Source organism: Psychrobacter sp. W2-37-MNA-CIBAN-0211 (genome assembly GCF_040309405.1).
Taxonomy (GTDB): Bacteria; Pseudomonadota; Gammaproteobacteria; order Pseudomonadales; family Moraxellaceae; genus Psychrobacter; species Psychrobacter glaciei.
In genome coordinates, this window is the sequence record NZ_JBEOOU010000122.1 from 1 (window position 1) to 283 (window position 283).

At 41.0% G+C, this 283-nt stretch carries 1 pseudogene; it reads left to right on the plus strand.

The features are described 5' to 3' along the window. Positions 1 to 46 precede the first annotated feature (46 nt). Positions 47 to 283: pseudogene (locus AAEY72_RS14555) on the plus strand (M23 family metallopeptidase); the annotation flags it as partial.

The following is a 283-nucleotide window of genomic DNA, read 5'->3' on the forward strand; positions in this document are numbered from 1 at the left end:
GGTAATATCTATATAATATTAGTGAAAGCAATAACAAGACAAAGAGATGTCGATGCGACCAGATGGCAATCACGAACAACCAAATTCTACGTTTATCAGCCGTGCAATTAGCGTACTTATCAAGGCCGCAGTATTGCTGATGCTATTATTCGTATTTGACAGATTATTACCGAGTATCAGCCAACAAACTCAATCATTTTTCATAGCAAAATGGCAGCAGCTTAGCCTATTGCAACACCCGCTACCAACAGAGAATAGCCTGCCAAATCCGCTACCCAAGCAG